Genomic DNA, 26474 nt, shown 5'->3' on the forward strand with positions numbered 1-26474 from the left:
CTGTCTCACCCGTGTCCGGGGCCCCGGAAAGGTTGTCCAGGCACTCGTGCCCCATGGGTAATGACCGATTCCCTTCCCTCGTTCGGCCTTGTGGCACTTCACCTCAGGGGGAAAGCTGCCCAGTGGCGTCCGGAGGGCTCCGGCGGGCCCCGTGAAGGCGGGGTGGTGCTCGGCGCATTCAGGCCGTCACACATACGCCCGAGTAGTTAACACACCACCGGATTGGCCCCCCGAGAAACATGGGAAGGCTTCTCCGGTACCCATCCCGAGCGCCTTCCGGGATCACACTGAGGCCGCCCGAATGCAGCACGCATGCGAGGCGCCTGCGGACCGGTGTTCAGCCGGTTTACCTCCGCGCAACACATCCGCGCCCCGGCAATTCGAGTGCCATTCGAGTGAATGCGGACAGGAGCGGCCATGCCCACACCCCATCAGCCGTCAACGAAGCAGTTAGAAAGGACGGACCCCATCGGTCGCGGTGCGCGTATTTCGCCCTCCGTCACCGAAGCGCGCCCCGTTCAGCCCGAGCTCCCGTCCCCAGGTGATTCCATGATCGGTCGCATTCCCGTCCTCGACGTCCGTCCCCTCGTCGACTGCGGCAGAAGGCCCGCCAAAGCCGTTGCCGGAGAGACCTTCCAGGTCACCGCGACCGTGTTCCGGGAGGGCCACGACGCCGTGGCCGCCAATGTGGTCCTGCTGGATCCGAGCGGGCGCGTCGGCCCCTGGACGCCGATGCGCGAGCTCGCGCCCGGCACCGACCGCTGGGGCGCCGACGTCACCCCGGTCTCCGAGGGCCGCTGGACGTATACGGTCGAGGCCTGGAGCGATCCGGTCACCACCTGGCGGCAGCACGCCCGGATCAAGATCCCGGCGGGGATCGACACCGCGCTCGTCCTGGCGGAGGGCGCCGAGCTGTACGAGCGGGCCGCCGCGGGCGTGCCCAAGCGGGACGGGCGCGAGGCGGTGCTGGACGCGGCCGACGCCCTGCGCGACGCCTCCCGCCCGGCCGCCGCCCGGCTCGCCGGGGCCCTCACCCCCGAGGCACACGACGCGCTCACCCGTCATCCGCTGCGTGAACTCGTCACCGCGTCCCGCCCGCTGCCCCTGGTGGTCGAGCGCCGACGGGCCCTGTTCGGCTCCTGGTACGAGCTGTTCCCCCGCTCGGAGGGCGCCAGGACCGAACCGGCCCGGGCGAGGAGGAAGGGCGGGGCGGGCACAGCGGCGCAGCGGCCGGCGAGGATCGTCAGCGGCACCTTCCGTACGGCGGCGGAGCGGCTTCCCGCGGTCGCCGCCATGGGGTTCGACGTCGTCTACCTCCCGCCCGTCCACCCCATCGGAACCACTCACCGCAAGGGCCCCGACAACGCGCTGTCCGCCTCTCCCCACGACGTGGGCGTGCCCTGGGCGATCGGCTCGCCGGAGGGCGGCCACGACGCCGTCCATCCGGATCTGGGCACCCTGGACGACTTCGACCACTTCGTCAGGACGGCCCGCACCCTGCGCATGGAGATCGCGCTGGATTTCGCGCTCCAGTGTTCTCCCGACCATCCCTGGGTCGAGAAGCACCCCGAGTGGTTCCACCATCGCGCCGACGGCACCATCGCCTATGCGGAGAATCCGCCGAAGAAATACCAGGACATCTATCCGATCGCCTTCGACAAGGATCTGCGTGGCCTGGTCGCGGAGACGTTGCGCATTCTGCGTTTCTGGATGGATCACGGGGTCCGGATCTTCCGTGTCGACAATCCGCACACCAAGCCGGTGATCTTCTGGGAGAAGGTGATCGCGGAAATCAACCGGACCGATCCGGATGTGATCTTCCTGGCGGAAGCATTCACCCGGCCCGCGATGATGAAGACGCTGGCCGCCATCGGATTCCAGCAGTCGTACACGTATTTCACGTGGCGCAACACCCGTCAGGAAATCACCGAGTACGTCACGGAGTTGTCGGGGGAAACCGCCTCCTACATGCGGCCCAACTTCTTCGTGAACACCCCGGACATCCTGCCGGGCCATCTCCAGGACGGGGGACGGCCGGCCTTCGAGGCGCGGGCCGTTCTGGCCGCGACGCTCTCCCCGTCCTGGGGCGTCTACGCGGGCTACGAGCTGTGCGAGAACACCCCGCTCCGGCCCGGCAGCGAGGAATACCTCAGCTCGGAGAAGTACCAGATCCGGCTCAGGGACTGGGAATCGGCGGAGCGCGAGGGCCGTTCGCTGGCTCCGCTCATCACCTCGCTCAACCGCGTCAGGCGCCGCAACGCGGCGTTGCAGCAGTTGCGTGATGTGCACTTCCACTCCGCCGACAACGACGCGTTGATCGCGTACAGCAAGCGTTCAGGTTCGAACATCGTTCTGGTGGTCGTCAACCTGGACCCGCACCACACCCAGGAGGCAACGGTCTCGTTGGACATGCCGCGACTCGGCCTCGACTGGCACGAGAGCGCGCCGGTGCGCGACGAGCTCACCGGCGACACCTATCACTGGGGCAGGACCTTCTATGTGCGCCTAGAGCCGGGCGTCACGCCCGCGCACATCGTGGTCCTGCGACCGTCCCCGCCGACCGGAGGGTCACCCACACCATGATCGTCAATGAGCCTGTCCACGACACGTTCGAGGACACCCCGGCCAAGGACCGCGATCCCGACTGGTTCAAGCGTGCTGTCTTCTACGAGGTCCTCGTCCGGTCCTTCCAGGACTCCAACGGCGACGGCATCGGCGACCTCAAGGGCATCACCGCCAAGCTGGACTATCTGCAGTGGCTGGGCGTCGACTGCCTCTGGCTGCCGCCGTTCTTCAAGTCGCCGCTGCGCGACGGCGGCTACGACGTCTCCGACTACACGGCCGTGCTGCCGGAGTTCGGTGATCTGGCCGACTTCGTGGAGTTCGTCGACGCCGCGCACCAGCGCGGGATGCGCGTGATCATCGACTTCGTCATGAACCACACGAGCGATCAGCACGACTGGTTCCAGCAGTCCCGCACCGACCCGGAAGGGCCGTACGGCGACTACTACGTATGGGCCGACGACGACAAGCAGTTCCCGGACGCCCGGATCATCTTCGTCGACACGGAGACGTCCAACTGGACCTTCGACCCGGTGCGCAAGCAGTACTACTGGCACCGGTTCTTCTCCCACCAGCCCGATCTCAACTACGAGAACCCGGCGGTGCAGGAGGAGATCATCTCCGCGCTGCGCTTCTGGCTGGACCTCGGGATCGACGGATTCCGTGTGGACGCCGTGCCGTATCTCTACCAGCGGGAGGGCACCAACTGCGAAAACCTCCCGGAGACGCACGACTTCCTCAAGCGTGTCCGCAAGGAGATCGACGCGCACTACCCGGACACCGTGCTGCTCGCCGAGGCCAACCAGTGGCCGGAGGACGTCGTCGACTACTTCGGCGAGTTCCAGGCCGGCGGCGACGAGTGCCACATGGCGTTCCACTTCCCCGTCATGCCGCGGATCTTCATGGCCGTGCGGCGCGAGAGCCGCTACCCGGTCTCCGAGGTCCTGGCGAAGACGCCGGCGATCCCGAAGAACTGCCAGTGGGGCATCTTCCTGCGCAACCACGACGAGCTCACCCTCGAAATGGTCACGGACGAAGAGCGCGACTACATGTACGCGGAGTACGCCAAGGATCCGCGGATGCGGGCCAACATCGGTATCCGTCGGCGTCTGGCCCCGCTGCTGGACAACGACCGCAACCAGATCGAGCTGTTCACGGCGCTGCTGCTGTCGCTGCCCGGCTCCCCGATCCTCTACTACGGGGACGAGATCGGGATGGGCGACAACATCTGGCTGGGCGACCGGGACGCCGTACGCACCCCGATGCAGTGGACGCCCGACCGCAACGCCGGTTTCTCCTCCAGCGATCCCGGGCGGCTCTACCTCCCCACGATCATGGATCCGGTCTACGGCTACCAAGTCACCAATGTCGAGGCGTCGATGGCGTCTCCGTCGTCACTGCTGCACTGGACGCGGCGGATGATCGAGATCCGTAAGCAGAATCCCGCCTTCGGTCTCGGCTCGTTCAACGAACTGCCGTCGTCCAACCCCGCCGTGCTCGCCTTCACCCGGGAGCACGGCGACGATCTCGTGCTGTGCGTGCACAACTTCTCGCGGTTCGCACAGCCGACGGAGCTGGATCTGCAGTCGTTCAACGGGCGTCATCCGGTGGAGCTGATCGGTGGGGTGCGCTTCCCCGCCATCGGTCAGTGGCCCTATCTGCTGACGCTCGCGGGACACGGGTTCTACTGGTTCCGGCTGCGGAAGGACCTTCCACCGAGCTGACCCGGCGTCACTTCGCACCATCCCACCGCGGGGCGGTATCCGCCGCCCCGCACGGGGCACGCCACCCCGCGTCGAGCGTTTCCGGGACCTTCCGGTCCCCTCCGGTGTTCGATCCCTTCGAGTCGAGTCCGTACGGACCATCCTGACCCGACACGTCCCGCACAGCCGGACAGCAATTGCCGCAATCCGGGACACTCTTCGCATCCTGTGGTGTGCCCGGGGAAAGGACGCGATGCCATGTCGGAGGCTGCATCCACTCGGGTCGCCCTGGCTGACAGCACAGCCCTGCTCCCGTCTCTCGCCCCCCTGCTGCACGAATGGCTGCCCCGGCAGCGGTGGTTCGCCGGCAAGGGGCGGCCGATCACCGCGTTCTCGCTGGTGTCGGCGACCGAGATACTGCCGGTGGACACCGATTCCGTCGGGGCCCGGACCGGGATCGGACTGCTCCATCTGCTCGTCCGGGTCCACCAGCCCTCCATGCCCGCGCAGTCGCCGGACGACTGCTACCAACTGCTGCTCGGCGTGCGGTCCGCGCTGCCGCCACGGCTCGCGTCCGCGCTCATCGGCCGTGTGTCCAGAGGTCCGCTCACCGGCCGCACCGTCTACGAGGGGCTGCACGACCCGCGCCTGGCCGAGATCCTGCTGGAGAGGTTCCGCACCCCGGGCACCCTCGGTGCCCTGCGCTTCGACCGGGGCGGTGCCCCCATCGCCGCGGGGCCGGCCCCGCGCGTGCTCGACACCGAGCAGTCCAACACCTCACTCGTCTACGGCGACGCCTACATCCTCAAGATCTTCCGCCGGATCTTCCCGGGCACCAACCCCGATCTGGAACTGCCGCTCGCCCTCGCGCGCGAGGGGTGCGGACGGGTACCCGCCCCCGTCGCCTGGTTCGAGGCCACCACCCCGCAGCCGCTCACCCTCGGCGTCCTCCAGCCGTTCCTGCGGGACGCGGAGGACGGCTGGCAGCTCGCCCTGCGCGCCCTCGCCACCGGCCGCGACTTCACCGTCGAGGCCCACGCGCTCGGCAGCGCCACCGCCGAGGTCCACACCGCCCTCGCCACCGCGCTGCCGACACCCGCCCTGCGCGGCCCCCAGACCGAACACCTCGCCGCCGGGATGGTGCGGCGACTGGAAGCCGCCGCACAGGCGGTCCCGGCGCTCGTGCCGTACGTCCCCGGGCTGCGCACCGCGTTCGACGCGGTGGCCGCCCTGGGGCACCGGGGCCGCGACTGGGCGGCCCAGCGGATCCACGGCGACCTCCATCTCGGCCAGACGCTGCGCGCCGCCGACGGCTTCTGGTCGCTGATCGACTTCGAGGGAGAACCGGCCAGACCCCTGCCCGAGCGCCGCCGGCCCCAGCCACCGGTGCGCGACATCGCCGCCATGCTCCGCTCCTTCGACTACGCGGCCCGCACCCACCGGCCGTGGAACGCCGAGTGGGCGTCGCACTGCCGGGCCGCCTACTGCGAGGGATACGCCAGGGCCTCGGGGGTCGACCCGCGCAGCGAACCGGAGCTGCTGCGCGCCCACGAGACCGACAAAGCGGTGTACGAGGTGCTGTACGAGGCACAGCACCGGCCCGACTGGCTTCCGGTCCCGATGGCGGCCATCCACCGCCTGGCCGCCGCCGACGACTGACGGCCGCGCACCCGCACCGGCGCACCCGCACCGCCGCCCTTTCCCGTCCGGCCCGGTCCCGCTCCTCTTCGCAGCTCAGCCCCGCCCGCCCCTGTTCCGCACCGCCGACCCCCTCCGAGGAGGCTGTCCCCGTGACCGCCCGCAAGCCGTCCCGCACCAAGCCCGCCGCCACCGAGATCCCCCACGTCCCGCTGCTGACAGCCGACGGGACTCCGTCCCCCGCGACCCCGGCCGGCGCGTCCGCCCCGGCGGGGGCGACCGCCGCTCCCGCCCCGGAACCGGCCGCCCCCGCAGCACCGGCCCGCCCGGCGGAAGCGACCGCCCCGCCCACGGCGGAACCGGCCGGCCCGGCGGGGCGCAGGAAGCCCGCGGACACGCGGGCCGCGCCGCCGCGCCCTCGGGGGGACTCCGGCGGCCAGGGGGTACAGCCGGCGCGTCGGCTCGACGACGGCGACCGGGCCCGGCTGCTCCACGGCGAGCACCACGCCCCGCACGACCTGCTCGGTGCCCATCTCGACCGCGGCGGGGTGACCTTCCGCGTGCTGCGCCCGTACGCGCGGTCCGTGACCGTGCTCGCCAAGGGGCTGCGGGTGCGGCTGCACGACGACGGCGACGGCCTCTTCTCCGCACGGCTGCCGATGCCCTCCATTCCCGAGTACCACCTCCTGGTCGCCTACGCGGACGACGAGATCGAGGTGCACGATCCGTACCGCTTCCTCCCGGCGCTCGGCGAACTCGATCTGCATCTGATCGGCGAGGGCCGCCACGAGGAACTGTGGACCGCCCTCGGCGCGCACCCCATGGAGCACCAGGGCGTCGCGGGCACCCGGTTCACCGTCTGGGCTCCCGACGCCCGGGGGGTGCGGGTCACCGGGGACTTCAACTACTGGGACGGCAGCGGATTCCCGATGCGTTCGCTCGGCTCCAGTGGGGTGTGGGAGCTGTTCGTGCCCGCGATCGGGGAAGGCACGCTCTACAAATTCGACATCTGCCGCCCGGACGGTTCGCACACCACGCGCGCCGACCCGATGGCCCGCCGCACCGAGGTCCCGCCCGCCACGGCCTCGATCGTGACGGCCCCGCACCACGAGTGGCGGGACCAGGAGTGGATGGCGCACCGCGGGGACGTGCCGGTGCACCAGGCGCCGTTCTCCGTGTACGAGGTGCATCTTCCGTCCTGGCGGCCAGGTCTGACGTATCGTCAGCTAGCTGCGCAACTTCCCGCGTACGTGAAGGACCTGGGGTTCACGCACGTGGAGATGATGCCCGTCTCCGAGCATCCCTTCGGCGGCTCGTGGGGCTACCAGGTCACCGGCTTCTACGCCCCGACGTCCCGTCTGGGCACGCCGGACGACTTCCGTTTCCTCGTCGACGCGCTGCACCGGGCCGGTATCGGCGTCCTCGTCGACTGGGTGCCCGCGCACTTCCCGCGCGACGACTGGGCACTCGCGGAGTTCGACGGCCGCCCGCTGTACGAACACGCGGACCCGTCACGGGCGGCGCACCCGGACTGGGGCACGCTGGAATTCGACTACGGGCGCAAGGAAGTGCGCAACTTCCTTGTCGCCAACGCCACTTACTGGTGCGAGGAGTTCCACGTCGACGGACTGCGGGTCGACGCCGTCGCCTCGATGCTCTACCTCGACTACTCGCGCGAGGACGGTCAGTGGTCGCCGAACGAGCGCGGCGGCCGGGAGAACCTGGACGCGGTCTCCTTCCTCCAGGAGATGAACGCCACCGTCTACCGGCGCAATCCGGGCGTCGTCACCATCGCCGAGGAGTCCACCGCCTGGAACGGCGTCACCCGTGCCACCGACCAGGTCGGCCCCGACGGTTTCGGCGGGCTCGGCTTCGGCCTGAAGTGGAACATGGGCTGGATGCACGACTCCCTCCAGTACATGGCGAAGGAGCCGGTGCACCGCAAGTACCACCACAACGAGATGACCTTCTCGATGGTGTACGCGTACAGCGAGAACTACGTCCTGCCGATCTCGCACGACGAGGTGGTGCACGGGAAGCAGGCACTGGTCAGCAAGATGCCCGGCGACTGGTGGCAGCGGCGCGCGAACCACCGGGCGTACCTCGGCTTCATGTGGGCCCACCCGGGCAAGCAACTCCTCTTCATGGGTCAGGAGTTCGCCCAGGGAGCGGAGTGGTCGGAGGGCCACGGACCCGACTGGTGGCTGCTCGACCCCTCGTACGAGGCGGAGAGCGACCACCGGGGCGTACGCACCCTGGTCGGCGACCTGAACGCGGTGTACGCCGCCACGCCCGCGCTCTGGCAGCGCGACACCGACCCGGCGGGCTTCGACTGGGTGGACGGCGGAGCCGCCGAGGACAACACCTTCGCCTTCCTGCGCTACGACGCGCACGGCTCGCCGCTGCTCGCCGTCAGCAACTTCTCGCCGGTGGTGCGGCACGGCTACCGGATCGGCGTCCCGGACGTCCTCGGCGACCAGGTCGCGTGGGCGGAGGTCCTCAACACGGACGCCGCGCGGTACGGCGGCAGCGACGTGCGCCACCCCGGGCCGCTGAAGCCCGAGCCGACGCCCGCGCACGGCCGGCCCGGCAGCATCCTGCTGACGCTGCCGCCGCTGGCGACGGTCTGGCTGAAGCCGGTGTGAGCCCCGGCACGGGGCGCACGGCGCGAAGCGCCCGCGCGCCCCGTGCCGGGTCGTCATGGCTCACGTCCACGGACACCGAGCGATCTTCACCCGTGTACCGCATCGCCTTACGGCGTCACCAGCTCGCTCTCCAGCTCCTGGAGCAGCCGGCGCTTCGGGCGGGCGCCCACCATCGACCTGACCGGTTCGCCGGAGCGGAACACCATCAGGGTCGGCGTCGCCAGCACCGCGTACCGGCTCGTGATCTCCGGGTTGGTGTCGACGTCGAGCTGCACGATCTTGATGCGCCCGGCCTCCTCGGCCGCGATCGCGCTCAGTACCGGGGCGAGCTGGCGGCACGGGCCGCACCAGTCGGCGGTGAATTGGACCAGCACGGGGAGACCGGCCGCCAGCACCTCCTTGTCGAAGGTGGCGTCGGTGACCTCGGCCACGCCTTCTGCCGTAGGGATCATCTGTCATCCTCCCAGTTCACAACGTGGTTCCGGACCGCCGGGAAGCTCTGCCCCGGCCTCCAGCTCGGCCCTGGCGAGCTGCGCGCCCACCTGGGCCCGGACCGCCTGGAGCTGCTCGACGAGCGCGTCCAGTTCGCCGAGCTTGCGGCGGTAGACGGCGAGCGATGCGGGGCAGCTGTCACCGGCCGGGTGGCCGGCGCGCAGGCACTCGACGAACGGCCGGGTCTCCTCCAGCTCGAAACCGAAGTCCTGAAGGGTCCGGATCTGCTGGACGAGAAGCAGATCGCCCTCGTCGTACGCGCGGTACCCGTTGCCGTTCCGCCGGGCGGCCAGCAGTCCGCGTGACTCGTAGTAGCGCAGAGTCCGTGTGGTCGTCCCGGCCCGTTCGGCCAGCTCCCCGATTCGCATGTCCTCGACGGTAGACCTTCACGCGGACGTCAAGGCAAGCACGAAGGGCTGTCGGGGAACTCCCGACAGCCCTTCCGTTGCGCTGGGCGCTGGGTGAAGGACTATGCCTTCGTCACGGCGGGTTCCTGGTCGCCGTCGCGCGGCGTGGGCACGTCCGTGCCGTCGCCGTGCCCGGCGTCCTGGTTGAGCATCTTCTCGTTCCACGGGAGCGCGCCGGAAAGGACCTGGTCCACCCGCTCCTTGTCGATCTCCTTCGTCCAGGTGCCGACCAGGACCGTGGCCACCGCGTTGCCGGCGAAGTTCGTCAGGGCGCGGGCCTCGCTCATGAAGCGGTCGATGCCGACGATCAGTCCGACGCCGTCGACGAGTCCGGGGCGGTGCGACTGGAGGCCGCCCGCGAGGGTGGCGAGACCCGCGCCGGTGACCCCGGCCGCGCCCTTCGAGGCCACGATCATGAAGAGCAGCAGCGAGATCTGCTCACCCGCGCTCAGCGGGTCGCCCATCGCGTTGGCGATGAACAGCGAGGACATCGTGAGGTAGATCGCGGTGCCGTCGAGGTTGAAGGAGTAGCCGGTCGGCACGGTGATGCCGACGACGGGCCGGCTGACCCCGAGGTGCTCCATCTTGGCGATGAGCCGCGGCAGCGCGGACTCCGACGACGAGGTGGAGAGGATCAGCAGGAATTCGCGGCCCAGGTACTTCAGCAGAGCCAGCAGATTGACCCCGGCGACCAGCCGCAGAATGGTGCCGAGCACCACGAACACGAAGATCGCGCAGGTGAGGTAGAAGCCGACCATGATGATCGCGAGGGACTTCAGGGCGTCGACGCCGGTCTCCCCGACCACCGCGGCCATCGCGCCGAACGCGCCGACCGGCGCCGCCCACATGATCATGGCGAGGATGCGGAAGACGAGGCGCTGGATGTGGCCGATACCGCGCAGCACCGGTTCGCCCGCCGTGCCCATGGCCTGGAGCGCGAAGCCCGCGAGCAGGGCGATGAGCAGGGTCTGCAGCACCTCCCCCTCGGTGAAGGCGGAGACGATCGTCGTCGGGATGATGCCGAGCAGGAAGTCCGCGGTGGACTCGCTGGCACCCGCCGCCTGCTTCTCACCCGCCGCGCGCACCGCTTCGGTGAGGTGGAGGCCCTGGCCCGGCTCCAGGATGTTGCCGACGAGCAGTCCGATGGCGAGCGCGACGGTCGACATCACCAGGAAGTAGCCGAGGGCGAGGCCGCCGACCGCCCCGACCTTGGCGGCCTTGCGCACCGATCCGACGCCCAGCACGATCGTGCAGAAGATGATGGGCGAGATCATCATCTTGATGAGGTTCACGAAGCCGGTGCCGATCGGCTTGAGCTCGACGGCGAAGTCCGGGGCCGCGAAGCCCACGGCGATGCCGAGGCCCACGGCCGCGATCACGGCCAGATACAGATAGTGCGTACGGTCCCGCTTGGCGGCTGCCACTCCCACGGGGTTCTCCTCGGCTCGTCCGGGTCGCTCCCCCGTCCCAGGGGGGCATGGACCTGTCCGGTGGATCAGGGCCCTGGCGAATATCCCGCTCCCTGTGACGGCGGTCACGGTTACGTGCATTTCGTTCATACGTTTTCGGCCAGGCAGACTGGTGCCATGCGTCTCCCCCGCCCCCGCAGCCTGGCCGGCCAGCTCTTCGCCATGCAGGTGGTCCTGGTGGCGGCCGTGGTGGCGGGGTGCGCGTTCTTCGCCTACGTCTCGGGCAGCGGCCAGGCGAGGAGGACAGCGGCCCGGCAGGTCACCGCGGCGGCGCTGGCGATCGCCGACTCGCCGTCCGTGCGGGAGGCGATCCGTACTCCGGACCCGTCCGCCGGGTTGCAGCCGTACGCGGAGAAGGTCCGCAAGGACACCGGGATCGCGTTCGTCACGATCATGTCCCCGGACGGGATCCGCTGGACACACCCGCACACCGACCGGATCGGCGAGACGTTCCTCGGGCACACCGAGCGGGCGCTGCGCGGTGAGACGTTCACGGAGACGTACACCGGCACGCTCGGCCCCTCGATCCGGGTCGTCACCCCCGTCCGGGACGGCGGCAAAATCACCGGGCTGGTCAGCGCCGGCATCACGGTCGAACTGGTCTCCTCGCAGGTGCGGGCGCAACTCGGGGCGCTGGGGCTGGCGGCGGGCGGGGCGCTGGCACTCGGCGGCATCGGCACGTATGTGATCAACGCACGGCTCCGGCGGCACACCCACGGCATGAACGCCGCCGAGCTGAGCCGGATGCACGACTACCACCAGGCCACGCTGCACGCGGTGCGCGAGGGGCTGCTGATGCTCGACGGGCGGCGCAGGATCGCGCTGATCAACGACGCGGGCCGGGAGTTGCTCGGCCTCGGACCGGACGCGGTCGGGCGCCAGGTCGCCGAGCTCGATCTGCCCGCGCCGCTGACCGGCGCGCTGCTCGCCTCCGAGGAGCGGGTCGACGAACTGCATCTGACGCCGGACCGGGTGATCGTGGTCAACACCCGTCCGGTGGTGGGCGGGGAGCGGCACGGTACGGTCGTGACCCTGCGCGACCACACCGAACTCCAGGCGCTTTCCGGCGAGTTGGACTCCGAGCGGGGGTTCACCCAGGCGTTGCGCTCGCAGGCGCACGAGGCGGCGAACCGGCTGCACACGGTCGTCTCGCTGATCGAACTGGGCCGGGCCGACGAGGCGGTGGGTTTCGCCACCGCCGAACTGGAGCTGGCCCAGGCCCTCACCGACCGGGTGGTGGGCGCCGTCGCCGAACCCGTGCTGGCGGCGCTGCTGCTCGGCAAGGCGGCGCAGGCCAACGAACGGGGGGTGGAGCTGGTGCTCGCCGACGACAGCCTGATCGACGACGGCGCGCTGCCCGCGACGCTGCCGTCACGGGACCTGGTCACGATCCTCGGCAATCTGATCGACAACGCGGTGGACGCGGCGTCGGAGGCGGCGACGGGTATGCCCGGCGCCCCTGCCGTGCCCGCCCAGCGCGGCGCGGCGCCCGGCCAGGGCGTCCGCGCCAGGGTCACCGTCACCGCGCTCGCCGGGGAGGGCGAACTGCTGCTGCGGATCGCCGACACCGGCGCCGGGATCGCCCCGGACGACGCCGCCGAGGTGTTCGACCGCGGCTGGACGACGCACGGCGCGGGCCGGGGTATCGGGCTGGCCCTCGTGCGGCAGGCGGTGCGCCGCAACGGCGGGACGGTGGCACTGGACCGCGGCGCGGACGGCGGTGCCGAGTTCACGGTGCGGCTGCCGCTGGCCCCCGGCGACCGCGCGGCGCACACCACGAAGGAGGTCACCGCGTGATCCAGGTGCTGGTCGTCGAGGACGATCCCGTCGCCGCGGACGCCCATCGGCTGTACGTGAGCCGCGTGCCCGGATTCACGGTGGCCGCGGTCGCGCACTCGCGCGCGGAGGCGGTGCGGGCGCTGGACCGCATGCCGGTCGATCTGCTGCTCCTGGATCTCTATCTGCCCGACGGACACGGCCTGCACCTGCTGCGCTCGCTGCGGGCGGCCGGGCACGCGGCGGATGTCATCGCGGTGACGTCGGCACGGGATCTCGCGGTGGTCCGGGAGGGGGTCTCGCTCGGTGTCGTCCAGTACGTACTGAAGCCGTTCACCTTCGCCACGCTGCGCGACCGGCTCGTCCGCTACGCCGAGTTCCGCGCGGCCGCCGGTGAGGCGAGCGGTCAGGACGAGGTGGACCGGGCGCTCGGCGCCCTGCGCGCACCGCAGCCGACACGGCTGCCGAAAGGGCTGAGCGGCCCGACCCTGGAGGCCGTGACCCGGGTCCTGCGAGCAGCCCCGGACGGGGTGACCGCGGGCGCGGCAGGGGTGGAGCTGGGCATCTCGCGGATCACCGCGCGCCGTTATCTGGAACATCTGGTGACGGTGGGACGCGCGGCGCGAAGCCCGCTGTACGGTCAGGTCGGTCGCCCGGAGCTGCACTACCGTTGGGTGGCCCAGACGCACTGACCCGTACGGCGGGTCACGGCCGACCGGCAGCGGACCGTGTCGTCCGCCGTGTCGTCCGCCGTGTCCTCCGTCCTGTCCTCCTAGGACGTTCCTACGAGCCGTGATATCGGCGGAACACACCGTAGTCAGACCACGTCTTGACTTCTACGGTGGGGCCGTGGACCCCTCGCCGCCCTTCAACGCCCCCGCCGCGCGCCGGCTCCGCGAGGCCCTGGGAATGCTGCCGGGCCATGTCGCGTACGGCCTCGGGGCCCAGTACGGGCTCCGGGTCGGCACGGATACGGTGATCGCCTGGGAGCGCGGGCTCGCCGTGCCGGGCGAGTACGAACTCATCGCGCTGGCAGGGGTGTTGTGGTGCTCGCCGGGCGAGCTGCTCACCGCCGCGCGCTCCCTGCGGGAGCACCGGACGGCCCGGGAGCTGCCCGCCGAGGAGTTGGCGCGTCTGCTGGGGCTGACCGCCTCCGCGTACCGGCGGATGGAGGAGGCGGGGCGCTGGCGCGGCAACGAACGCCAGTCCGCGGTGCTCAGCGAGGTGCTGGGACTGACGGCCGCCGGGTTCGTGACGGTCTGCGGACGCGACGAGGAGCTGGCGGAGCTGTTGCGCGATGCGGTGACGACGCGCTGGCAGGCCCATGTCCGGTCGGTGGCGAAGCTGGTGCCGCTGGAGCGCGGATTCCTCCAGGACGTGATGGAACAGTTGCACGCCGACTACCGGACGCTGACGGTGTCGACGCCGAGCCGGAGCGGTACGGGCCAGGAGCGGGGCGGCACGGCGGGCGATCCGGAGCGGGAGTTCCTGGCGGAGATCCTGCCGCGGTTCTGGCGGACGGCGGGGGTGGAGGGGACGAGCACCTGAGCCGTGCTGCACCACCTCGGTGCCGCGCTTGTCGCTGCCCGCCTCGGCGCCCACGCACAGGTGGGTGTGGGCGGGGCGGATCCGGTAGCCCTCGACGGGGTTGCCCCGGGGCTCGATCCAGCACGCCTCCGCGGGCCCGCGGCTGCCGCACTCCTGATCGCGAGTTCCTTGCGTACGCCGAGCCAGTCGTCGACCTCCGTGGGCCCACAGCCGCAGGCCCGCAGGAAGGCGGCGAGGAGTTCTTCGCGCGGGACCGTCGCACGCCCCAGCAGGTTGGCGATCGTGGACCTCGGCAGGACGTCCCCGACGGCGTCCGCCCGCTGACTCAGTTCGCGAAACGTCAGACCGGACGCCTCCTTGAGCACTCTCAGCAGGGCCACGAACTCGGCCGGGCCGTGTGCCTCACGAGGATCCGGAGCCCCGTCCTCGACCACCATGTGCTGTGTCCCTCCCCCGGGATCCGCGCCCGGAGAGGGTTGGGACATGTCCGGGACAGGCGTAAGCCTTGTTGATCCGGGCCGCCGGCTCAAGAGTGGATTCCGGCACCGCGGCACGTCCGGTCCTGACCTCCCGGGACGGCCCTGACGCCCGGGGGAACGGCGAACGGCCCTGACCGTCCACGGGGGGGGACAGTCAGGGCCGTCTGCTGCTGGGTGCGGCGCTGCCTGGCGCGTCCGGGGTCAGAAGACCGACTCGGCCTCGTCCATCCGGTCCGCCGGAACCGTCTTGAGCCGGGTGATGGCGTCGGCGAGCGGAACCATCTGGATGGCGTTGCCGCGCAAGGCCGTCATCTGGCCGAAGTCGCCCCGGTGCGCCGCCTCCACCGCGTGCCAGCCGAAGCGGGTGGCGAGCACCCGGTCGTACGCGGTCGGCGTGCCGCCGCGCTGCACATGGCCGAGAATGACCGGCCGGGCCTCCTTGCCGAGCCGGGCCTCCAGCTCGATGGCCAGCCGGTTGCCGATGCCCTGGAAGCGCTCGTGGCCGTACTGGTCGATCTCGCCCTTGGCGTACGGCATGGAGCCCTCGGCCGGATGCGCGCCCTCGGCGACGCAGATGACCGCGAACTTCTTGCCGCGTGCGAAGCGCTCCTCGACCATCTTGACCAGGTCCTCGACGCGGAAGCGGCGCTCGGGAAGGCAGATGCCGTGCGCGCCGCCCGCCATTCCGGACTCCAGCGCGATCCAGCCGGCGTGGCGGCCCATCACCTCGACGACCATGACCCTCTGGTGTGATTCGGCCGTGGTCTTGAGACGGTCTATGGCGTCGGTGGCGACGCCCACGGCGGTGTCGAAGCCGAAGGTGCGGTCGGTGGCGGAGATGTCGTTGTCGATGGTCTTGGGGACACCGACGACGGGCATTCCGGCGTCCGACAGCATGCGCGCGGCCGTGAGGGTGCCTTCGCCGCCGATGGGGATGAGTGCGTCCATCCCGTAACGACGGCTCAGCTCGGCGCAGTTCTCGGCGGCCTCGCGCAGCCGGTCGCGCTCCAGGCGGGCCGAGCCGAGGATGGTGCCGCCGTGGGCCAGGATGCCGCTGACCGCGTTGAGATCGAGGGGGCGGAAGTGACCGTCGAGGAGCCCCTTGAACCCGTCCTCGAAGCCGATGACCTCATCGCCGTGACCCACGACGGCACGGTGCACGACCGACCGGATCACTGCGTTCAGCCCTGGGCAGTCGCCGCCTGCGGTGAGAACTCCGATGCGCATCGTGCTGGTCTCCTGCTCGCTAGTGCCGTGCGTTTCGGGGGCGACTACAGAATCTCCCCGTAATCTCCCCGTACCGTGAGCCAACACGATTGTCCCACGTCGGGTCCAAGCCTTGCGCTCCCGGCCGCTCCCGGCCGCTCCCCGGGGGTGCCCGCACGGGTGCCCCGGCCGGGCGCGGCCGTGGTTCCGGCGGTGCTCCGGCCGGACGGAGGAGGCTCCTGGGAACGTCCTGAAGGGTCCTTCGCCCGGCGGGCGGCGTCTCGGCCCCCGCAGGTATCGTCAACTTGGCATTACGTCCCAAACCGCAAATATGGACGGGAGAGCACGCGTGACGCGCAGCGTGTACGTGACCGGGGTCGACCGGGGAGACGGCCGCCAGGTCGTCGACCTGGGAGTCATGGAGCTTCTGACGCGTCAGGTGGACAGGGTCGGCGTGTTCCGGCCGCTCGTCCACGACGGACCCGACCGGCTGTTCGAGCTGCTGCGGGCCCGCTACCGGCTCCCCCAGGACCCCGAGTCGGCCTACGGCCTCGACTACCACGAGGCGTCCGCCCTCCAGGCGGAGCGGGGTACGGACGAGCTGGTCTCGCTGCTCGTCGAACGCTTCCACCAGGTCACCCAGAAGTACGAGGTGGTGCTGGTGCTCGGCACCGACTTCGCCGCCACCCAGCTGCCGGACGAGCTGGCGCTCAACGCGCGTCTCGCCAACGAGTTCGGCGCCTCGGTCATCGCGGTGGTCGGCGGCAAGGGCCAGCCCGCGGAGTCCGTGCGGTCCGAGACCCACAACGCCTACCGGGCGTACTCGGGCCTGGGCTGCGACGTCGTCGCGATGATCGTGAACCGGGTGGCGGCCGAGGACCGGGATGTCCTCGCGGAGCGGCTGGCGGCGAGGCTGCCCGTCCCCTGTTCCGTCCTGCCGGACGACGCGGCGCTCTCCGCTCCGACCATCGCCCAGATCACCGCGGCGCTCGGCGGCACGGTACTGCTCGGCGACGACTCCGGTCTGGCCAGGGACGCGCTGGACTTCGTCTTCGGCGGTGCGACGCTGCCGAACATGCTGAAGGCGCTGACGCCGGGCTGCCTGGTGGTGACCCCCGGGGACCGGGCGGATCTGGTGGTCGGCTCGCTGGCCGCGCACAGCGCGGGAACCCCGCCCATCGCGGGAGTGCTGCTGACCCTGGACGAACGCCCCGGCGAGGAGATACTCAGGCTGGCCGCGCGGCTGGCACCCGGCACCCCGGTCGTCTCCGTGGCCGGCGGCTCCTTCCCCACCGCGGGGGAACTCTTCGCGCTGGAGGGCAAGTTGAACGCGGCGACGCCGCGCAAGGCGGAGACCGCCCTGGGCCTCTTCGAGCGCCACGTGGACACCGGCGCCCTGCTGGAGAGGATCTCGGTGGCCCGCAGCGGCCGCGTCACCCCGATGATGTTCGAGCACGAGCTGCTGGAGCAGGCCCGCGCCGACCGGCGCCGGGTCGTCCTGCCGGAGGGCACCGAGGAACGCGTGCTGCGCGCCGCCGATGTGCTGATGCGCCGCGACGTCTGCGACCTCACCCTCCTCGGCGACCCCGGCGTCATCCGCAAGAAGGCCGCGGACCTGGGCATCGACCTCGCCGATACGCAGCTGATCGAACCGCAGACCTCCGAGCTGCGCCAGGGTTTCGCCGAACGGTACGCCGAGCTGCGCGCGCACCGCGGGGTCACGGTGGAGCTGGCGTACGACGTCGTCGCGGACGTCAACTACTTCGGCACCCTGATGGTCCAGGAGGGGCTCGCGGACGGCATGGTCTCCGGGGCCGTGCACTCCACCGCGGCGACGATCCGCCCCGCGTTCGAGATCATCAAGACGAAGGGGTCCGCGCCGAGCGCGCCGGACGGGGCTGCGGGTGCCGGGGAGACGAAGCCGGACACCTCGATCGTCTCCTCCGTCTTCTTCATGTGCCTCGCCGACAAGGTCCTGGTGTACGGCGACTGCGCGGTCAACCCCGACCCGGACGCGGAACAGCTCGCGGACATCGCGGTGCAGTCGGCCGCCACCGCCGCCCGTTTCGGCGTGGAGCCGCGGATCGCGATGCTGTCGTACTCGACGGGGACCTCGGGATCGGGCGCCGATGTCGACAAGGTGCGCGAGGCGACGGCCCGGGTGCGCCGGAGCCGGCCCGATCTCCGGATCGAGGGTCCGATCCAGTACGACGCCGCGGTGGAACCGAGCGTCGCGGCGACGAAGCTGCCCGGCTCCGAGGTGGCGGGACAGGCGACGGTGCTGATCTTCCCGGACCTGAACACCGGCAACAACACCTACAAGGCCGTGCAGCGCTCGGCGGGCGCCGTGGCCGTCGGCCCGGTGCTCCAGGGACTGCGCAAGCCCGTCAACGATCTGTCCCGGGGCGCGCTCGTCCAGGACATCGTCAATACCGTGGCCATCACGGCGATCCAGGCCCAGGCCCAGGACGAGACCCAGGCCCAGGGCGAGACCCAGGCCCAGGAGCGAACCGTATGACCACTCCGACCGCGGAAGGCTCTTCCCCCATGGCCGCGCAGCGCGTCCTCGTGCTCAACTCCGGCTCCTCGTCGGTGAAGTACCAGCTCCTGGACATGAGCGACCACTCCCGGCTCGCGGCCGGGCTGGTCGAGCGGATCGGCGAGGAGACCTCCCGGCTGGTGCACACCCCGCTGGTCGGCGGTGGCGCCGAGCCGCGTGAGCGCATCGGCCCGATCGCCGACCACCGGGCCGCGCTGAAGGCGGCGGCGGCGGAACTGGCGGCCGACGGTCTCGGCCTGGACTCCCCCGCGCTGGCGGCGATCGGCCACCGGGTGGTGCACGGCGGGCTGCGGTTCACCGAGCCCGTGGTGATCGACGACGAGGTGCTGGAGGAGATCGAGCGCCTGGTCCCGGTGGCCCCGCTGCACAATCCGGCGAACATCACCGGCATCCGTACCGCGCAGGCCCTGCGTCCCGACCTTCCGCAGGTGGCGGTCTTCGACACGGCGTTCCACGCGACGATGCCGGAGTACGCGGCGCGGTACGCGATCGACACGGAGATCGCCGACGCGCACCGCATCCGGCGCTACGGCTTCCACGGCACCTCGCACGCGTACGTCTCCCGCAAGGCCGCCGCGCTGCTCGGCCGTACCCCCGCGGAGGTCAATGTCATCGTGCTGCACCTGGGCAACGGCGCCTCGGCGTCGGCGGTGGCGGGCGGCCGGTGCGTGGAGACCTCGATGGGGCTGACCCCGCTGGAGGGGCTGGTGATGGGCACGCGTTCGGGCGACATCGATCCGGCCGTGACCTTCCACCTCAAGCGGGTCGCGGGGATGTCGGCGGAAGAGATCGACACACTCCTGAACAAGAGGAGCGGTCTGGTCGGGCTCTGCGGCGACAACGACATGCGGGAGATCCGGCGCCGGATCGACGAGGGCGACGAGCGTGCGGCGCTGGCGTTCGACATCTACGTGCACCGGCTGAAGAAGTACATCGGCGCCTATTCGGCGGTCCTCGGGCGAGTGGATGCCGTGGTGTTCACGGCGGGGGTCGGGGAGAACTCCGCGCCCGTACGGGAGGCTGCGATCGCCGGGCTGGAGGAGATGGGCCTCGTGGTGGACGCGGATCTGAACGCCGCGCGGTCGAGCGCGCCGCGGCTGATCTCGCCGGACTACGCACGGGTCGCGGTCGCCGTGGTGCCGACGGACGAGGAGCTGGAGATCGCCGTCCAGACCTTCGCGCTCGTCGGAGAGGCCCACAACTGAGCACCCCCGCGCCCCTTTGTACTTTCCACCAGCCGGAATATTCCGCAGCGAAACAAACCGATAGGATCCGCCTCATGCGCCGTTCCAAAATCGTCTGCACACTCGGTCCCGCCGTCGACTCCCATGAGCAGCTCGTCGCTCTGATCGAGGCCGGCATGAGCGTGGCCCGCTTCAACTTCAGTCACGGCAGCCACGAGGAGCACCAGGGTCGTTACGACCGGGTCCGCAAGGCCGCCGCCGAGACCGGTCGAGCGGTCGGTGTGCTCGCCGACCTCCAGGGCCCGAAGATCCGCCTGGCGAAGTTCGCCGAGGGCCCCGTCGAGCTGGTCCGCGGGGACGAGTTCACCATCACCGCGGAGGACGTCCCCGGCGACAAGTCGATCTGCGGCACGACCTACAAGGGCCTGCCCGGCGACGTCACCAAGGGCGACCCGATCCTGATCAACGACGGCAACGTCGAGCTGAAGGTCGTCGCGGTCGAGGGCCCCCGGGTGAAGACGATCGTCATCGAGGGCGGTGTCATCTCCGACCACAAGGGCATCAACCTGCCCGGTGCGGCGGTCAACGTCCCGGCACTGTCCGAGAAGGACGTCGAGGACCTGCGGTTCGCCCTGCGGATGGGCTGCGACCTGGTGGCGCTCTCCTTCGTACGGGACGCCGACGACGTCAAGGACGTCCACAAGGTGATGGACGAGGAGGGCCGCCGGGTTCCCGTCATCGCCAAGGTCGAGAAGCCGCAGGCCGTCGAGCACATGGAGGGCGTCGTCATGGCGTTCGACGGTGTGATGGTGGCCCGTGGCGACCTGGCCGTCGAGTACCCCCTGGAGAAGGTCCCGATGGTGCAGAAGCGCCTCGTGGAGCTCTGCCGGCGGAACGCCAAGCCGGTGATCGTGGCGACCCAGATGATGGAGTCGATGATCACCAACTCGCGGCCGACCCGCGCCGAGGCGTCCGACGTCGCCAACGCGATCCTGGACGGCGCGGACGCGGTCATGCTGTCGGCCGAGTCCAGCGTGGGCGCGTATCCGATCGAGACGGTCAAGACGATGTCGAAGATCGTCGTCGCGGCCGAGCAGGAGCTGCTGTCCAAGGGCCTCCAGCCGCTGGTGCCGGGCAAGAAGCCCCGCACCCAGGGTGGTTCGGTGGCCCGTGCCGCCTGCGAGATCGCGGACTTCCTGAACGGCAAGGCACTGGTCGCCTTCACCAAGTCCGGTGACACCGCCCGACGCCTCTCCCGCTACCGGGCCGCGCAGCCCATCCTGGCGTTCACGACGGACGAGTCCACCCGCAACCAGCTCGCCCTGAGCTGGGGCGTCGAGGCCCACGTCGTGCCGCACGTGGACAACACGGACGCGATGGTCGATCTGGTCGACGGGGAGCTGACGAAGCTGGACCGCTACAACGAGGGCGACACGATGGTCATCACGGCCGGCTCGCCCCCCGGCATCCCGGGCACGACGAACATGGTGCGGGTGCACCACGTCGGCGGCGGGGCGCGCGACTGACACGGGCGCTCTGCGCGACAGCACCATGGGCCGCACTCCTTGACGGAGTGCGGCCCATGGTCTGTGCGGCTCCCGAACGGGTCCAGTGCTGCGGCGGCGAAGGTTCACCGGCTCGCGGTGTCCGGCACGGCGCCGGTGCCGCCTGTTGCGGCGCCGGCTGTTGCCGCGGGTGAAGCAGGCGCTAGCTGTTACCGCCGGTGAAGTAGTTGTGCAGCCCCGGCACCTTGAGCGAGCCGCCGAACTGCCCTGCCTGGGTCACCTTGACCTTGGTGAAGAAGGCGAAGGGGACGTTCAGCGGCGGCGGCGTCTCGGGGCTGAACGTGACCGGGATGAGGCCGAAGAGGTTCCCCTTCAGCTCCTGGGTGTACATCGTCACCGTGCCGTTGCGGATGGTGGACGTGGAGCCCTCGCGCGCCTGGACATGGCCGGTGGTGCCGTTCGGGCCCACCGTCAACTGGTGGAGGTCCTTGATGTCGATGGAGTCCGCGGTGAACTTCAGCACCTTCTTGACGGTGCCGTCCTGCGTCTTCACCTCGACGATGCCCTTGTAGTCCAGCCCGTTGAGGGTGAGCAGGGAGCTGTCCAGGATCCACGGGTCGGTCGGAAGCAGCGGGACGCCCGTCTCCAGGTCGGCCGCGGCCAGTGCCTCGGGGTCGGCGGTCGGACACGGGAAGCGCTCCTTGGCGCCGTCCGGGATGTCCTCGTCCTTCTTGGCGTCGAGCCCCTTGACGCTGTCGTCGAGCTCCTTGACCGTCGTGCCCGCCTTGTCCGCGGCGTCGCGGATGGCGGCGGCCGTCGTGTCGGCCGTCTCCTTCACGGCGTCCGTGGCCCCGGGCTTGCTCGTGGCGTCGGACGTGGGCTCCGGGGACGCGGTGCTCTCGCTCGGGGACGGGCTCGCCGTCTCCTTGTCCGGTCCGCCGAAGAGGTCCTTGAGCGCGTCGCCGATGCCCAGCGGGTCGAGCGGGTTCGTCGACTTCGTGGGGGTGGGCGAGGCGCTCGGCGAGGCGGCGGGTGCGACCGCGGACTTCTCCTCCGGCTTCGCCGCGTCACTCACCGACGGGGTCGCCGAGGGCTTCGGGACCGACGCGTCGCCGTTGTCACCGGAACCGGTGGCGGACGGGGACGGGGACGGGGAGGGCGACGTGGACTGCGAGGCGGACGGGGAGGGCGACTCGCTCGGCTCGTCGGAACGCGTCACGCAGGGGCCGGGGGCGAAGGGAATGTCCGTGGTGTCGTCGGCGAGCGCGAGCTTGGGGGTGAGCCCCATGCCCACGAGGACGGCCGTCGGCATCGCGGCCAGCGCGAACGCCTTGCCCGCGGGTATGTGCAGCTTCGTCAGCAACGATTTCCTGGGGGCCGCGTGGCGCGGTCCGCTTCTCGCCCGGAGGTTCTCCCCGGTCGAGTCCAGCTGCGACTCGTCACCCCGCACGATGCCTCCCGCCGTCGACCTCAACTGTCGTGTCGTACTGCTCCGGCTGCTGATGGGGCACCGCCGCCGTGCTGTGGAACTCGGGTTCGGGCTCCCGCGTCCCGGGGCCGTCGTCCACGGACGTCCGGCCTTCCGCGCCGGCGTCCACCTCGTCGGGCAACGGCTCGCCCGGGGCCCAGGAGACGGAGAGCGCTCCACCGAGCATCGAGAGCAGGAAGCCGATCAGGAACCCGCCGATGTTGGCGACCGGTATGGAGATCAGCGCCAGCAGGATCGCGGCGACGCCGGCGAACACTCTGACGATGTGGTGGAACCACATGGTGAGGCCCAGCGTGACCAGCAGGACCCCGATGATCAGCGACCCCGCACCGGCGGTCGTGGACATCGCCAGCGTGACGTTGCCGAGATGCATGTTGGCGTACGGGAAGTACGAGATGGGTAGACCACCCACCATGGTGAACAGGCCCGCCCAGAACGGCCGGTTACCCCGCCAGGTGCGGAATCCCCGCCGGAAGGCGCGGAGGTAGTGCTCGTTCTGCCCTGTGGACTCGGGGCTCATGGAAAACAGCTCCCTGGAACCGGTACTGCTGTGAGAGAAGAAAAGGTGGGCGGCCGGAGACCCGCGGGGCGCTCCGGCCACCCGGGCGGGTGCTAGTAGCACTCCTTGACACCGCTGTGCAGCCGCAGGCTCAGGTTGCTGAGCCGGAAGGTGCCCGCGGTGGTCGCCCACGCCTCCTGCTTCACGTTGGTCAGCGTGGCCTTCTTGGAGCGCTGCGCGAAGCCGTTCGGGTTGACGGCCTTCTCGGTGCCGGACTGGATGCCGGGGTCACCGACGGAGCCGGCCGCCACACCGATGTCGATGTTCTCGAAGTACGCGTCGGCGTCGAGCTCGGCGATGTCCAGGTACAGATTGGTCGCCTTGACCGGCTTCTTCGGGTCCGTACCCGCCTTCAGCTGAAGGGTGACGTTGCCGAGGCCGAACGGAAGGTTCGGAGTGACCACCGACTGGCACATGTTGGTGATCTTGGCGTCACTGAAGCCGGAGACGGCCACGGCGTGCGCCGCGTCCTCACCCTTCAGGTCCTTGCCGGTCGCAACGCTGCCGTACTGGACGAAGTTGTGACCGACGAGCTTGTCCGCGCGCACCTTGAAGCTCTGGCCGGACACGCTGAAGGACGCCGCGAGGGCACCCTGCGCGAGACCGACACCCACCGCGGCGGTCGCCACGACGCTCGGCACCATCACCAGAGCGAAACGCTTCCATCTGGTGCCGCCACGAACCTGGGAACTCATATTTTTCCTCCTTCTCGGACGTACATCTCCGGTCCGGGCAGGGCCCGTCCTGGGATGGGAGAAGTGCTACGTCCTCGGAAAGGAGAGCGCCCGCGTACGGAGGCAGGAACCGCGTCCGAATCACCGGCGATCACCCCCGAGCGACAACCACTGGCCACGCACACGCGCAACCTGTTCGGACAGGCCCTGCCGGACGGCAGGAACCCCCCTGTCCGGAGTCGGCGCCACTGCCGCCGGCCCACTCGGTGGGGACCCAACAGGGCCGCCGCACCGACTGGCGGCCGGGCTGGCGTTATTGGACCGAGCCCGGCCGATCGTGGTGCATTCCCGGCCGCCGCACAAGGGGGTTCGTTACTCGCTAGTAACGGCCCGATAACCGATGAGCGACCGGGCGGCATCACCCGGCCACACAGGGTGGCGCCGAACGGAAGGACGAAAGGGGGGATCGATTCCCTTATACGGACAGATCCCCAGGGGTGATTTACTGCGAGTAACAGACCGTGCCTTTATCAAGATTTGGTAAAGCAGAGCCGTCCCTTAGCGCCCGCACGCGAAAACGGCCGTGGCATCCAGGGGATGCCACGGCCGCGTTGTCACATCAGAACAAGACCCGCGCCAGCGCCGCGCGCGCGGCGGCGACCCGCGGATCGTCCGGGCCGATCACCTCGAACAGTTCCAGCAGGCGCACGCGCGCCGCTTCCCGTTCGCCTCCGGCCGTGCGGCGCACCGTCTCGACGAGCCGCCCGAACGCGTCCTCGACATGACCACCGACCAGATCCAGATCGGCCGCCGCCACCTGCGCCGCGGCGTCCGCCGGACGCTCCGCGGCGTCCTTGCGGACCTGTTGCGGATCCATGTCCGTGACCCGGGCGAGCAGTTCGGCCTGGGCGAGACCGAGCTTGGCCTCCGTGTTGGCGGGATCCTCGGACAGGACGGTGCTGTACGCCCGGACGGCACCGGCGAAGTCATTGGCGTCCAGCGCCTGTACGGCCGCTTCGAGCAGGGCGTCGTACGGTCCGGCGGGCGCCTCGACAGGCGCCTCGGGGGCGGCCGCGTCCTGGTCGACCGCGATTCCGGTGAGCCCGAACCGCTCCTCGCCCACCTGGATCAACTGGTCCAGCGTCTGCCGGATCTGGGCCTCGGGGGCCGCGCCCTGGAAGAGCGGAAGGGCCTGCCCGGCCACGACGGCGAAGACCGCCGGGATGCCCTGGATACCGAACTGCTGCATCAGCATCTGGTTGGCGTCGACATCGACCTTGGCGAGCACGAAGCGGCCGTTGTACTCATGGGCCAGGCGCTCCAGGAGCGGACCCAGTTGCTTGCACGGTTCGCACCACTCGGCCCAGAAGTCGATGACGACGGGGACTTCGGCGGAGCGTTGCAGGACATCGCTCTCGAAGCCCGCCTCATCGACATCGATCACCAGGACGGACGGCGGCACGGCGCCACCACCCCCCTGCCGGGCGGCCTCGGCGCGGGCCTGCTCCGCCTTCGCTCTGGCCTCGCCGGCCGCCTTCACCGCGGCGAGGTCGACGACGCCGCTCATGGACATGTTCCTAGGCTGCATGCGTACATCCTCCCCCCTTGGCGAGCCGATACGGAAAGCGATCCGGGAACCGCACCCGTCCGCGGTCCCCGCCGGCGTGCGGGAATACGGACGGACGCGGCCCGAGGGCCCCTGAAAGACCCGTTTCGGCACCGGATCCCCACCCGGTGCCTGTGGCTGTCGTTCGCTCGTGGCGTCACGACGGAGTGACCGCCGTCTTTACGCTACGACCCGTAGCGTAACTTCCCCGCACCCCCCGCGCACCGGCGCGTTCGGTGATCTGTCTCACGGCCGCAGGGACCGGTCGGTTCACCCTACTGGCCGGTATGGTCACGGCATGCTGAGCCACAGCCACCCCAAACCCCCGCGAACGGGGCGCCCTCGCAGCGTCGCGGCCGACGAAGCGATTCTGGAGGCGACCCGGGCCTCCCTGGTCGACCTCGGCTGGTCGAAGCTCACGATGGGTGATGTGGCGACGCGGGCCGGGGTCGCCAAGACGACCCTGTACCGGCGGTGGGCGGGCAAGAACGAGCTGGTCGTGGACGCCGTCGCGGTCCTCTTCGACGAGCTGGAACTGCCGGACCTGGGCAGCCTGTCGGCCGATGTGCAGGCGGTGGTCCTGCAGTTCGCGGCGCTGCTGGAGCGGCCGGAGACCCGGACGGCGCTGATGGCCGTGGTCGCGGAGTCGACCCGCGACGAGGCGCTGCGGGCCCGGATCCGCGACTCGATCGTCGACCGGCAGAAGCGGTTGGTGCTCCAGGGCCGTCGACGGGCCCAGGAACGTGGGGAGTTGCCCGTCGAGCAGGACGAGGCCGCGGCGGGGACGACCGCCGATCTGATCTTCGATGTGATCGCCGGCGCCGTGGTGCACCGGGCCCTGGTGAGCGCCGAGCCCGTCGACGAGGACTGGGCCAGGCGCTTCACCGAGCTGCTGCTCGCGGGGCTGGGAGCGGCGGCCTCCCCCTGAGAGCCTGTCGGGTGGCCTCCGGTCGAAGGTCACCCGGCAGGCTC

The 26474-nt window shown here is 70.5% G+C and carries 19 protein-coding genes and 1 pseudogene; 11 read left to right on the forward strand and 9 right to left on the reverse strand.

What is annotated here, in order from left to right:
• Nucleotides 1-549 precede the first annotated feature (549 nt).
• The 4 genes from ACFVUT_RS05885 to glgB all read left to right on the forward strand — a co-directional run bounded on the left by ACFVUT_RS05885 (nucleotide 550) and on the right by glgB (nucleotide 8548).
• Nucleotides 550-2583: an alpha-1,4-glucan--maltose-1-phosphate maltosyltransferase gene (locus tag ACFVUT_RS05885; protein ID WP_389644691.1), complete on the forward strand. Its 2034-nt coding sequence runs from the start codon at nucleotides 550-552 to the stop codon at nucleotides 2581-2583.
• Nucleotides 2580-4286 carry a maltose alpha-D-glucosyltransferase gene (gene treS / locus ACFVUT_RS05890; protein WP_389644688.1) on the forward strand — a complete coding sequence of 569 codons (1707 nt, stop codon included), beginning with the start codon at nucleotides 2580-2582 and terminating at the stop codon, nucleotides 4284-4286. The genes ACFVUT_RS05885 and treS overlap by 4 nt, the downstream gene beginning before the upstream one ends.
• 237 nt (nucleotides 4287-4523) lie before the next feature.
• Nucleotides 4524-5924, forward strand: coding sequence for a maltokinase (locus tag ACFVUT_RS05895; protein ID WP_389644686.1), 1401 nt, complete (start codon nucleotides 4524-4526; stop codon nucleotides 5922-5924).
• Between the two features lie 131 nt (nucleotides 5925-6055).
• On the forward strand, nucleotides 6056-8548 hold the full coding sequence (gene glgB, locus ACFVUT_RS05900) for a 1,4-alpha-glucan branching enzyme (RefSeq protein WP_389644683.1): 2493 nt from the start codon (nucleotides 6056-6058) through the stop codon (nucleotides 8546-8548).
• 107 nt (nucleotides 8549-8655) lie between these two features.
• On the opposite strand, the gene trxA is transcribed toward glgB, so the two are convergent.
• The 3 genes from trxA to ACFVUT_RS05915 form a co-directional block, all read right to left on the reverse strand.
• Nucleotides 8656-9000, reverse strand: coding sequence for a thioredoxin (gene trxA, locus ACFVUT_RS05905; protein ID WP_389644680.1), 345 nt, complete (start codon nucleotides 8998-9000; stop codon nucleotides 8656-8658).
• Between the two features lie 3 nt (nucleotides 9001-9003).
• Entirely contained in the window at nucleotides 9004-9408 is a 405-nt protein-coding gene (locus ACFVUT_RS05910; RefSeq protein ID WP_389644676.1) for a MerR family transcriptional regulator, read from the reverse strand.
• A gap of 101 nt (nucleotides 9409-9509) precedes the next feature.
• Nucleotides 9510-10877, reverse strand: coding sequence for a cation:dicarboxylate symporter family transporter (locus tag ACFVUT_RS05915; RefSeq protein WP_389644674.1), 1368 nt, complete (start codon nucleotides 10875-10877; stop codon nucleotides 9510-9512).
• A gap of 156 nt (nucleotides 10878-11033) precedes the next feature.
• Between ACFVUT_RS05915 and ACFVUT_RS05920 the strand changes: the two genes are divergently transcribed.
• From ACFVUT_RS05920 to ACFVUT_RS05930, 3 genes are all read left to right on the forward strand, one after another.
• Nucleotides 11034-12713, forward strand: coding sequence for an ATP-binding protein (locus ACFVUT_RS05920; RefSeq protein WP_389644671.1), 1680 nt, complete (start codon nucleotides 11034-11036; stop codon nucleotides 12711-12713).
• Complete coding sequence (locus tag ACFVUT_RS05925; RefSeq protein ID WP_389644668.1) at nucleotides 12710-13384, forward strand: response regulator; 675 nt, start codon at nucleotides 12710-12712, stop codon at nucleotides 13382-13384. Before ACFVUT_RS05920 ends, ACFVUT_RS05925 begins: the two co-directional genes overlap by 4 nt.
• A gap of 217 nt (nucleotides 13385-13601) precedes the next feature.
• Nucleotides 13602-14240, forward strand: a complete 639-nt coding sequence (locus ACFVUT_RS05930; protein WP_389644858.1) for a helix-turn-helix domain-containing protein — start codon at nucleotides 13602-13604, stop codon at nucleotides 14238-14240.
• Between the two features lie 194 nt (nucleotides 14241-14434).
• Here the strand turns inward: ACFVUT_RS05930 and ACFVUT_RS05935 are convergent.
• Together ACFVUT_RS05935 and ACFVUT_RS05940 are read right to left on the reverse strand one after the other, a co-directional pair.
• Nucleotides 14435-14725, reverse strand: a pseudogene (locus tag ACFVUT_RS05935) (helix-turn-helix domain-containing protein); the annotation flags it as partial.
• A 195-nt stretch (nucleotides 14726-14920) separates the two neighbouring features.
• Complete coding sequence (locus ACFVUT_RS05940; protein ID WP_389644665.1) at nucleotides 14921-15946, reverse strand: ATP-dependent 6-phosphofructokinase; 1026 nt, start codon at nucleotides 15944-15946, stop codon at nucleotides 14921-14923.
• Nucleotides 15947-16274: 328 nt separating this feature from the next.
• On the opposite strand from ACFVUT_RS05940, the gene pta reads away from it, so the two are divergent.
• From pta to pyk, 3 genes are all read left to right on the forward strand, one after another.
• Complete coding sequence (gene pta, locus ACFVUT_RS05945) at nucleotides 16275-18443, forward strand: phosphate acetyltransferase (RefSeq protein WP_389644662.1); 2169 nt, start codon at nucleotides 16275-16277, stop codon at nucleotides 18441-18443.
• The gene (locus ACFVUT_RS05950) at nucleotides 18440-19690 is read left to right on the forward strand and encodes an acetate kinase (RefSeq protein WP_389644658.1); all 1251 of its coding nucleotides are present in this window, start codon (nucleotides 18440-18442) and stop codon (nucleotides 19688-19690) included. The genes pta and ACFVUT_RS05950 overlap by 4 nt, the downstream gene beginning before the upstream one ends.
• 74 nt (nucleotides 19691-19764) lie before the next feature.
• Nucleotides 19765-21195, forward strand: a complete 1431-nt coding sequence (gene pyk, locus ACFVUT_RS05955) for a pyruvate kinase (protein ID WP_389644655.1) — start codon at nucleotides 19765-19767, stop codon at nucleotides 21193-21195.
• Between the two features lie 181 nt (nucleotides 21196-21376).
• Here pyk and ACFVUT_RS05960 read toward each other — a convergent pair whose 3' ends face one another.
• The 4 genes from ACFVUT_RS05960 to ACFVUT_RS05975 all read right to left on the reverse strand — a co-directional run bounded on the left by ACFVUT_RS05960 (nucleotide 21377) and on the right by ACFVUT_RS05975 (nucleotide 25484).
• Nucleotides 21377-22624, reverse strand: a complete 1248-nt coding sequence (locus ACFVUT_RS05960) for a hypothetical protein (RefSeq protein WP_389644652.1) — start codon at nucleotides 22622-22624, stop codon at nucleotides 21377-21379.
• Nucleotides 22614-23183 carry a DUF6114 domain-containing protein gene (locus ACFVUT_RS05965; RefSeq protein ID WP_389644649.1) on the reverse strand — a complete coding sequence of 190 codons (570 nt, stop codon included), beginning with the start codon at nucleotides 23181-23183 and terminating at the stop codon, nucleotides 22614-22616. Before ACFVUT_RS05965 ends, ACFVUT_RS05960 begins: the two co-directional genes overlap by 11 nt.
• A 92-nt stretch (nucleotides 23184-23275) precedes the next feature.
• Nucleotides 23276-23917: a DUF6230 family protein gene (locus tag ACFVUT_RS05970; RefSeq protein WP_389644645.1), complete on the reverse strand. Its 642-nt coding sequence runs from the start codon at nucleotides 23915-23917 to the stop codon at nucleotides 23276-23278.
• Nucleotides 23918-24515: 598 nt separating this feature from the next.
• A complete protein-coding gene (locus tag ACFVUT_RS05975; RefSeq protein WP_389644642.1) occupies nucleotides 24516-25484 on the reverse strand; it encodes a tetratricopeptide repeat protein in 969 nt (322 codons plus the stop codon).
• Between the two features lie 316 nt (nucleotides 25485-25800).
• Here ACFVUT_RS05975 and ACFVUT_RS05980 point away from each other — a divergent pair, with 316 nt between their 5' ends.
• A complete protein-coding gene (locus tag ACFVUT_RS05980) occupies nucleotides 25801-26430 on the forward strand; it encodes a TetR/AcrR family transcriptional regulator (protein ID WP_389644639.1) in 630 nt (209 codons plus the stop codon).
• Nucleotides 26431-26474 lie beyond the last annotated feature (44 nt).

Source organism: Streptomyces sp. NPDC058051 (genome assembly GCF_042885475.1).
Taxonomy (GTDB): domain Bacteria; phylum Actinomycetota; class Actinomycetes; order Streptomycetales; family Streptomycetaceae; genus Streptomyces.

Bases quoted from the DNA above. Each gene is read 5' to 3' on its own strand.
- ACFVUT_RS05885 (WP_389644691.1), top strand. From the start codon at position 550: ATGATCGGTCGCATTCCCGTCCTCGACGTCCGTCCCCTCGTCGACTGC.
- treS (WP_389644688.1), top strand. From the start codon at position 2,580: ATGATCGTCAATGAGCCTGTCCACGACACGTTCGAGGACACCCCGGCC.
- ACFVUT_RS05895 (WP_389644686.1), top strand. From the start codon at position 4,524: ATGTCGGAGGCTGCATCCACTCGGGTCGCCCTGGCTGACAGCACAGCC.
- trxA (WP_389644680.1), bottom strand. From the start codon at position 9,000: ATGATCCCTACGGCAGAAGGCGTGGCCGAGGTCACCGACGCCACCTTC.
- ACFVUT_RS05910 (WP_389644676.1), bottom strand. From the start codon at position 9,408: ATGCGAATCGGGGAGCTGGCCGAACGGGCCGGGACGACCACACGGACT.
- ACFVUT_RS05920 (WP_389644671.1), top strand. From the start codon at position 11,034: ATGCGTCTCCCCCGCCCCCGCAGCCTGGCCGGCCAGCTCTTCGCCATG.
- ACFVUT_RS05930 (WP_389644858.1), top strand. From the start codon at position 13,602: ATGCTGCCGGGCCATGTCGCGTACGGCCTCGGGGCCCAGTACGGGCTC.
- ACFVUT_RS05940 (WP_389644665.1), bottom strand. From the start codon at position 15,946: ATGCGCATCGGAGTTCTCACCGCAGGCGGCGACTGCCCAGGGCTGAAC.
- ACFVUT_RS05950 (WP_389644658.1), top strand. From the start codon at position 18,440: ATGACCACTCCGACCGCGGAAGGCTCTTCCCCCATGGCCGCGCAGCGC.
- pyk (WP_389644655.1), top strand. From the start codon at position 19,765: ATGCGCCGTTCCAAAATCGTCTGCACACTCGGTCCCGCCGTCGACTCC.
- ACFVUT_RS05965 (WP_389644649.1), bottom strand. From the start codon at position 23,183: ATGAGCCCCGAGTCCACAGGGCAGAACGAGCACTACCTCCGCGCCTTC.
- ACFVUT_RS05970 (WP_389644645.1), bottom strand. From the start codon at position 23,917: ATGAGTTCCCAGGTTCGTGGCGGCACCAGATGGAAGCGTTTCGCTCTG.
- ACFVUT_RS05975 (WP_389644642.1), bottom strand. From the start codon at position 25,484: ATGCAGCCTAGGAACATGTCCATGAGCGGCGTCGTCGACCTCGCCGCG.
- ACFVUT_RS05980 (WP_389644639.1), top strand. From the start codon at position 25,801: ATGCTGAGCCACAGCCACCCCAAACCCCCGCGAACGGGGCGCCCTCGC.